Genomic DNA, 8,907 nt, shown 5'->3' with positions numbered 1-8,907 from the left:
GCCTGCTCGACCTCACCCAGCACGGTTCCCGGCTCAAGCTCCCAGTCGACGATCTGCTCTCGGAGCATCCGATAGGCGCGATCACTCGCTCTCATCGTTCCTCCTTGATCCGCTCGACTCCGTCCAGTGTATACACAAAGCGCGCGATTGGCAGTCCTGGCGCTATTTTTGGGGCTGTTTGTATACATGAGCCCGCCTCGCGGCGCGGTCAGCTGGGAAAGTTGGGCGGGATCAAATAAGGGGTTGACTCGTTACTTGCTTTTTGCAAGTATCGAACTCTCACGGAACCACTCACGGCACAAAGATCAAAGGAGACGCAATGCCCACCGATATTTTCGTCAACCTGACTACGAGCGATCTGCCCCGTTCCAAGCAGTTCTTCCAGGGCCTCGGTTGGGAACTCAACCCGCTATTCACCGACGACAACGCCGCCTGCGTCGTCATCGACGACCACGTCTACCTCATGGTGCTCACGCGCGAATTCTTTGCGACCTTCACGCAGAAGCAGCTGGCAGACCCCCACACTCACGCCCTCGTCCAGACCGCGATCAGCGCCGACAGCCGCGCAGCCGTCGATGACCTCGTCGACAAAGCACTCGCAGCCGGCGGCATAGAACCCAAGGAGGCGCAGGACTACGGCTTCATGTATTCCCGCGACTTCGAAGACCCCGACGGCAACGAGTTCAGCGTGCTGTGGATGGACCCCACTGCTGCAGAAAAAGGCCCAGAAGCATTCATGGCCGAACAGGGCGGAGCACCCGCCTAACGTGGCCGCACGCAACTACGGGCAATACTGCGGAGTCGTCACCGCCCTCGAGTTGGTCGGCGAACGGTGGGCGCTGCTCATCGTTCGCGACCTGCTCGTGGGGCCGCGGCGCTACAGCGACCTCAAAAACGGATTGCCCCGCATCCCGACCAACATCCTCAGCACGCGGCTCAAAGAGCTGCAGGAGGCTGGGGTTATTCACCGCATCCCCCTCGCGCGCTGCGGGCTCGTCTACGATCTCACCGAGTTCGGTCGAGGGCTCGAAGATGTTGTGCTCGCCCTGGGCCGCTGGGGCTTTCAGGCGATGGGAGACCCCGCCCCCGACGACATCATCACGAACGACTCGATGACCATGGCGTTTCGCACGGCCTTTCAACCGGATGTTGCCGCGGCCTATCCTCCGACCGCCTACCAGGTACACATCGGCGATGTGGCGCTCGGCCTGCGCACGGTGGCCGGAACACTCCAGATCGCTCCGGTGCCCGGCAGCTCCGGCGTGCCGGTGCCCGCAACCGTTAACCCGTTTTCTCACGGAATCGACCTGACCTTTGCGGCCGGCCCCGGCATCCGGTCTCTCATTGCAGGCGACCTCTCCCCCGCCGCCGCTATCGCGAACGGCACAGTGCGCGTGCTGGGCGGCGATGCGGCGCTGCTCGATCGCTTTGCCGCGACATTCTCGATTGCCGCCGTCGCCTCCGAGGGAACGACTGCCGCCTGAGCCCCGCGCCTGCGGCAGGTTGGGCCGCAATAGGATAGAAGGCTCATGACTCCCGCCGACGCCGCCATTCAGATCGTCTACCCGCCCGACCTTCCGGTCAGCCAGCGGCGCGACGACATCAGCGCGGCCATTCGCGACAATCAGGTCGTAATCGTCGCCGGCGCAACGGGGTCTGGTAAGACGACTCAGCTGCCCAAGATGTTGCTGGAGCTCGGCTACCAGTCCATCGGGCACACGCAGCCCCGGCGCATCGCGGCCCGCACCATTGCCGAGCGCATCGCCGAAGAGCTGGGCCAGGAGGTCGGCGAGCTCGTCGGTTACCAGGTGCGATTCACGGACCGCACGGCCAAGGGCACCCGGGTCAAGCTCATGACCGACGGCATCCTGCTCAACGAGATTCACCGCGACCGGCTGCTGCGCAAGTACGACGCGATCATCATTGACGAGGCGCACGAGCGCAGCCTCACGATCGACTTTTTGCTCGGCTACCTCAAGCAGCTGCTGCCGAAGCGACCGGAGCTCAAGGTCATCATCACGTCGGCGACGATCGACCCCGAGAGCTTTGCCCAGCACTTCGCCGCAGCGGATGGCTCCCCTGCCCCCATCGTCGAGGTCAGCGGACGCACCTATCCCGTGGAGATTCGCTATCGCCCTCTGGCCCCGGATGCGGAATCCGACGACCCCGACGACGAAGCTTCTGCGCCCGCAGCGCCCGCAGCGCCCGCGGCCCCCGCGGAGGGCGACGCGCTCGACCTCTTCGACGGCATCAACGCCGCGATCGACGAGCTCGGCCGCGAGGGCAGCGGCGACATTCTTGTCTTTCTCAGCGGCGAGAACGAGATTCGGGATGCCGAGGATGCGATTCGTGCGCGCAATCTGCCCGGGGTCGAGGTGCTCCCTCTTTATGGCCGGCTGAGCGCGGCCGACCAGCACAAGGTTTTTCAGCCGTCGTCCGTCGCGGGTACCCGCCGCCGCATCGTGCTCGCGACCAACGTTGCCGAGACCTCCCTCACGGTTCCCGGCATCAAGTACGTGATCGATGCCGGCACCGCGCGCATCAGCCGCTACAGCGTTCGCGCCAAGATTCAGCGTCTCCCCATCGAGGCGATTTCGCAGGCCTCCGCCAATCAGCGATCCGGGCGATCCGGCCGCACGAGCGATGGCATCGCCATCCGCCTCTACTCGGAGCAGGACTTCGAGAAGCGGCCAGAGTTCACCGACCCCGAAATCCTGCGCACCAACCTGGCGGCGGTCATCCTGCAGATGATCTCCCTCGGGCTCGGCGCAATCGAGGACTTCCCGTTTTTGCAACCGCCAGATTCGCGCGGCATCAAAGACGGCCTCGACCTGCTCGCCGAACTCGGTGCCGTCGAGCGCGGCGGCGCTGCTGGCACGGCACCCCGCATCACCAAGGTCGGCCGCCAGCTTTCGCAACTGCCCATCGACCCCCGTCTCGCCCGCATGGTGATCGAGTCGGGCAAGCACGGAGTTTCGCGTGAGGTCATGGCCATCGTTGCCGGCCTCAGCATCCAAGATCCGCGGGAGCGCCCCCTCGAGAAGCGGCCACAGGCCGACCAGCTGCACGCCCGCTTCGCCGACAAGACGAGCGACTTTCTCACGATGCTCAACCTCTGGAACTACCTCAAGGAGAAAGAGAAGGAGGTCAGTGGCGGGCAGTTCCGGCGCCTCTGCAAGGCGGAGTACCTCAACTATCTGCGGGTGCGCGAATGGGCGGATGTTTACCGCCAGCTCGAACGCATGGCCAAGCCTTTGGGCCTCACGATCGGCGACCCCAGCAATGACGGCCCCGGAATCCATCGCTCGATCATGGCCGGGCTGCTCAGCCAGCTCGGCGTGCGGGACGACACCGTCGCCGACCCGAGCGGCAAGGGCAGCAAAGATCGTGATCGCCCGCGCAATAAGAAGGGCGATTACATCGGCGCCCGACAGGTGCGGTTCTCGATCTTCCCCGGCTCGACCCTCGCCAAGAAGCAGCCCGCCGAGATCATGAGCGCCGAGCTCGTCGAGACGAGCCGCCTCTTTGCCCGCATGAACGCGGCCGTCGACCTGGCCTGGGCCGAGCCCCTCGCGGGCGACCTCGCCAAGCGCAGCTATGGCGAACCGCACTGGGAGAAGAAGCAGGGCTCCGCCGTCGCCTACGAGCGAGTCACCCTCTACGGCGTGCCCATCGTCGCGCGCCGCCGCGTGCAACTCTCGCGCATCGACCCGGCGCAGGCGCGCGACCTGTTCATCCGTCACGCCCTCGTGCAGGGCGAATGGGATAGCGAGCGGCTCGACAAGCGACTCACCGCGTTCGAGCGCGCCAACCGCACGCTGCGCGACGAGCTTGCCGATGTTGAGGAGCGCACGCGACGCCGCAACATCCTCGTCGACGACGAGGCCGTCTACGAGTTCTACGACCGCCGTATCCCGGCCACGGTGAGCACGCAGCGCGATTTCGAGTCGTGGTGGAAGAAGACTCGGGCAGAGACCCCCGAGCTGCTCACGATGACACGCGATGACCTGCTCGACCACGAGGATGCTCCGCCCGAGCTGGTCGAAAGCGACTTTCCGAAGCAGTGGACTCAGGGCGACCAGCGCCTTGCCCTCAGCTACCGCTTCGAGCCCGGCTCCCCCGACGATGGCGTCACCGTAAGGGTGCCGCTCGCTCTGCTGGCACGGCTCTCTGCCGAGGGGTTCGACTGGCAGGTTCCCGGGTTTCGAGAGCAGCTCGCCACGGCCATGATCAAGGCGTTGCCCAAGGCGATCCGTCGCAATGTGGTGCCCGCCGCCGACTGGGCTCGCCGCCTGCTCAGCACGCTGCCCGACGACCTCGACACGACAGAGATGCCGTTTGCCGAATATCTCGCGTCGCAGATCCAGCGCCAGACCTACACCCCCGTCGATGTCGACGACTTCGAACTCGAACGAGTGCCGGATCACCTGCTCGTCACCTTCGCGGTGATCGACGACAACGGTCGCGAACTCGCCCGCTCCAAAGACCTCGCGAGCCTGCAGGAGAAACTCAAGAACCGGGCAAGGGAGTCGGTTGCCCGCCTCCATGCTCAGCCGCAGGGTGGTCGCGGTCGCGGCCCCTCGGCCCGCCCCGAGGGGGATGCCCTGCCCGCCGACGGCAGGCCCGGCCCCCGCCAGGGTGGAGCACCTTCGCAGTCCATCGAGCGCACAGGGCTCACCTCGTGGGATCTCGACGCGCTGCCGCGCGTGCTCGACACTCGGCTCGGCGGCAACACCGTTCGCGCCTACCCCGCGCTCGTCGATCAGGGAACCACCGTGGGCATCCGGCTCATGAGCACCCCGGCAGACCAGGCTCGGGAGCACCGCCGCGGAGTGCGCCGCCTGCTTGCCCTCGCCATCCCCGCGCCGCTCGGCTACGTGCAGCAGCACCTCACCGCGGCCGAAAAGCTCAGCCTGGGCGCAAGCCCGTACCGCACGACGCAGGCTCTCTTCGAGGACTGCATGGTGGCCTGCCTCGACGCCGCGCTCGATGCTCATGCCGCAGCAGCATCCGCTGGTGACCCCGTCGACGCCGCCCTCGCCGCGCTGCCATGGACCAAGGCGGACTTCGAGCGGATGCGGGATGCCGCCTCGTCGACGATCGTCGATGCCCTATTCGAGACGGTCGGCCTCGTGGCCAAGACTCTCGCCGCGGCGCGGGACGCCGAACGGGCGATCAAGTCCGCGTCGAGCATGGCGCTGATCGCTCCTCTGGCCGATGCCCGCGAGCAGCTCGATGCGCTCGTCTACCCCGGGTTCGCCGGGGCGATGGGCCGCGACCGACTGCGGCGGCTGCCCCTCTATGTGGGTGCGATCACGCACCGGGTGTCGAAGCTTGCCGAGAACCTGGGCCGCGACCGCGTGTGGATGGCCGAGGTGCAGAAGGCGACGGAGCTCTACATCAAGGCGGGCGGGCAGCTTCCCCTGCCCGCCGAGGCCGCCAACGACCCAGCCCAGGCCAACCTGGTGCGGGCGCGGTGGATGCTCGAAGAACTGCGCATCAGCCTGTTCGCCCAGCACCTCGGCACCGCCGAACCCGTATCCCTGCAGCGCATCCAGAAGGCCCTCGGGCGCTAGCCGAGCCGATCACCCATCGCCGCTTTGGCGCTTTGGCGCCGCACGCACACTAACGGCCGGCCACCCGAGGGTGAGCCGGCCGTAGCGCGCTAGGTGTTACTGGGTGGTGCCGGGTGTTACGCCTTGGGGGCAGACGTCGCCTTGGCGTTCGTCTCGTAGGACGTGTTGGTCGACTCGAAGAAGTTCACCAGTTCGAGGGTGTCATTCGCGGTCGCCATCCACTTGGCCGGGTTCGAGACCTTGTAGTGCGGCTCGAAGCCGAGCTCCTCAAGGCGACGGTCCGCCAGGTACTTCACGTACTGGTTGATGTAGTTGGCGTTGAGGCCGAGGATTCCGCCGGGGAGAAGATCGTTGTTGTACTCCTCCTCCATCTCGACAGCATCCAAGATCATCTGGCGAATCTCGTCGGCGAACTCGGGCGTCTGCAGCTCGGGGTTCTCTTCGAGCACCGTGAGGATGAGGTTGATGCCGAACTTGAGGTGCAGGCTCTCGTCGCGAACAACCCAGTCCATGAGCGAACCGAAGTTGCGCAGCAGATTGCGCTGGCGGAACGACAGGGCAACCATAAAGCCCGAGTAGAACCAGATGCCCTCAAGCACGACGTTGTAGGCAACGAGGTTGCGCACGAAGTCCTGCTTGCCCTCAAGCGTCGTAATGTCGAGGGTCTCCTCGGTCATGCGACGGATGAACTTGACCTGGAACTCCTCCTTGCGCGCCATCGACGGGATGTCGACGTGCGCCGCGTAGGCCTTCTCGCGGTCGATCGGGAATGTCTCGAGCACATACTCGAACGACATGCAGTGGTTGGCTTCTTCCCACATCTGCTTGGCGAGGTAGAGGTGCGCCTCTGCCGCGTTGAGGTAGGGGTAGACGCCGAAGGCGAGCGCCTTGTTCACGAGCAGCTCGTTCGGGTTGAAGTAGCTCATGAGGAACGTGACGGCGTGGCGCTCTTCGTCCGTCATCTTCTTGAAGTCGGCGATGTCCTCGCCCAGCTGGATCTCGTTGGGGAACCAGGTGTTGGCGACGGCCTGGTCGTACAGGTCCATTGCCCACTGGTACTTGATCGGCTTGAGGAGGAGACCTTCTTGAATTCCGGTTCCGAGGATGCCCATGTGTTACTTCATCTTCTTTCTCACTGAATGATTCGGTGGGCCCTGAGGCCCTCAGCGGCACCCGCGTGGTGGCAGCGGGTGCCCATCGCGGCCTACTGGCAGCTATCGCACTGAAGCTCGTCCATCGGGTCTACGGGCACGTAGTACTCATCGGTTCCGTTCATCATTCACCTGCCTTCGGGGCAAGTCCGCCGAAGCCGCGGCGGGCAGGGGCGGCGGCAGCGGGCTGCGCGGCCTCGGCCGGGGCAGCAGCTGCGGGGGCGGCAGAGCCGAATCCACGCTTGGCACCCGTCGAGATCTCCTCGGCCTTGTTCACCTTGACGGTGGACTGCTCGGCCTGGTGACGCGGCTTCATGTGTAGGTAGTAGGTGGTCTTGACGCCACGCTCCCAGGCACCGTAATAGATGTCCATCATCTCGCCGAGGTCACGAGTCTCCAGGTACATGTTGCGGCTGATGGCCTGGTCGATCCACTTCTGGGCCCGGGCCGCGACCTCGAGGAACGAGTACGGCGAGAGCTGGAAGCTCGTCTTGTAGACCTCCTTGAGGTGGTCAGGAATCGACGCAACCCGCGAGATGTCGCCCTGGCTGCGCAGGATGTCCTCGCGCACGCTCTCCCAGAGGCCAAGCTTCTGCAGGTCGGCCACGAGGTTGCGGTTGACCTCAAGGAACTTGCCGTTGGAGGTCGAGCGGCTAAAGATCTGCGAGAACTGGGGGTCGAGGCCCGGCGTCGTTCCGGCAACAAGGCCGATGGATGCCGTGGGCGCGATCGCCATGAGGGTCGCGTTGCGCATTCCCCCCTTGACCTTCTCGCGCATGGCGTCCCAGTCGAGGCGCGTCTTGCGGTTGACCTTGATCTCAAGACCGCGGTCCTGCTCGGTCAGCGCAATGCTGTCGATCGGCACAAGGCCCTCCGACCAGCGGGATCCCTCGAAGTTCGGGTAGGCGCCACGCTCCTGGGCGAGGTCGGCGCTCTCGTCGATCGCCGCGTAGGAGACGTGCTCCATGATCTCGTCGATGAGGTCGTATGCCTCTTCGCTCTCGTAGCTGAATCCGAGGCGCTCGACGATGTCGGTGAAGCCCATGACGCCGAGGCCAACCGCGCGGTTCTGCTGGTTGGAGAAGTCGGCTTCGGCCACGGACGACCGCGTGATGTCGATGAGGTTGTCGAGCTGGCGCACCGCGAGGCGGGCGCTCTCTTCGATCTTGGCGAAGTCAATCGACACGGCGCCGGTCTCGCCGTCGACGAGGAGGTGGCGGCTCAGGTTGATCGAGGCGAGGTTGCACACGGAGACGTTGTCTTCGTCTTGCGGGAGGGTGATCTCGGTGCACAGGTTCGAGAGGTGAATCGTGCCAGTGTTGTTGTTGAGGGCACGGTTGTTGATCGTGTCCTTCCAGGTGAGCCACGGGTGGCTGGAGCCCTGCAGCGAGATCAGGATCGCCTTGAACTGCTCGCGGGCCTTGATCTTCTTGTGCATGCGCATTTCGCCGGCCTCGGCCATAGCGACGTACTCGTTGTAGCGGGCGGAGAAGGCCGCACCATAAAGCTCGTTGAGGTCCGTAACCTCGAGCGGGTCGAAGAGGTACCAGTCGTCATCCGTCTGCACGCGCTTCATGAACTCGTCGCTGATCCAGACGGCCGTGTTGGCGGTGCGGGTGCGGCGGTACGGGTCACCGGAGTTCTGGCGGAGGTCGAGGAACTCGGGGAAGTCGAGGTGCCAGTTCTCCATGTAGAAGCACAGGGCGCCGAACTTTTTGCCGCCGCGGCTGACCGCGCGCAGGATCGAGTCGATCGTGTGCATGAACGGGATCGGGCCCGTCGACGTGGTGTTGTTCGAGCGGATGGGCGAGCCCTGGGCGCGCAGCTTGGTCACGGAGAGGCCGATGCCACCCGTTCCCTTGGTGAGCCACATGACATCGCGCGTGGTCTTGGCGATGTGCTCCATGTCGTCCTGCATCTCCATGACGAAGCAGTTCGCGAGCTGGGGGTAGATCGTGCCGGCGTTGACGAGGGTGGAACCTGCCGCCAGGTATTCGAGCTTCGACATCTTGTTGTAGAACGCGATGGCCGCAGCGTTCGGGTCTGCCTCGTTGAGGGAGAGGCCCATGGCGATGCGCATCCAGAAGTACTGGGGCACCTCGAGTGCGTCGCCGTTGCGTCCCTTGATGCCGTAGCGGTTGTTGAGGGTGACGACGCCGATGTACTTGAGCAGCTCATCG

At 65.0% G+C, this 8,907-nt stretch carries 5 protein-coding genes and 1 pseudogene; 3 read left to right on the top strand and 3 right to left on the bottom strand.

Annotated features, from left to right (window positions below; all coding sequences use genetic code 11):
- Positions 1-95 (bottom strand): annotated as a pseudogene (locus tag AC062T_RS09390) (GntR family transcriptional regulator); the annotation flags it as partial.
- 224 nt (positions 96-319) lie between these two features.
- On the opposite strand from AC062T_RS09390, the gene AC062T_RS09385 reads away from it, so the two are divergent.
- From AC062T_RS09385 to hrpA, 3 genes are read left to right on the top strand one after another with little or no spacing between them, the layout of a single operon-like run.
- The gene (locus AC062T_RS09385; protein WP_476029425.1) at positions 320-766 is read left to right on the top strand and encodes a VOC family protein; all 447 of its coding nucleotides are present in this window, start codon (positions 320-322) and stop codon (positions 764-766) included.
- A 1-nt stretch (position 767) separates the two neighbouring features.
- Positions 768-1,484 carry a winged helix-turn-helix transcriptional regulator gene (locus AC062T_RS09380; RefSeq protein ID WP_476029423.1) on the top strand — a complete coding sequence of 239 codons (717 nt, stop codon included), beginning with the start codon at positions 768-770 and terminating at the stop codon, positions 1,482-1,484.
- Between the two features lie 45 nt (positions 1,485-1,529).
- Positions 1,530-5,576, top strand: a complete 4,047-nt coding sequence (gene hrpA / locus AC062T_RS09375; protein ID WP_476029421.1) for an ATP-dependent RNA helicase HrpA — start codon at positions 1,530-1,532, stop codon at positions 5,574-5,576.
- Positions 5,577-5,692: 116 nt separating this feature from the next.
- Here the strand turns inward: hrpA and AC062T_RS09370 are convergent, their stop codons facing one another.
- Together AC062T_RS09370 and AC062T_RS09365 are read right to left on the bottom strand one after the other, a co-directional pair.
- Entirely contained in the window at positions 5,693-6,688 is a 996-nt protein-coding gene (locus AC062T_RS09370; RefSeq protein WP_108517554.1) for a ribonucleotide-diphosphate reductase subunit beta, read from the bottom strand.
- A 163-nt stretch (positions 6,689-6,851) separates the two neighbouring features.
- Positions 6,852-8,907 (bottom strand): ribonucleoside-diphosphate reductase subunit alpha (locus tag AC062T_RS09365; protein ID WP_476029418.1); only part of this gene is annotated, 2,056 nt, incomplete at its 5' end.

The organism is Homoserinimonas sp. (assembly GCF_056262345.1).
Note: the sequence above shows the minus strand (reverse complement) of the source record. Positions and strands in the feature narration are given on the sequence as shown.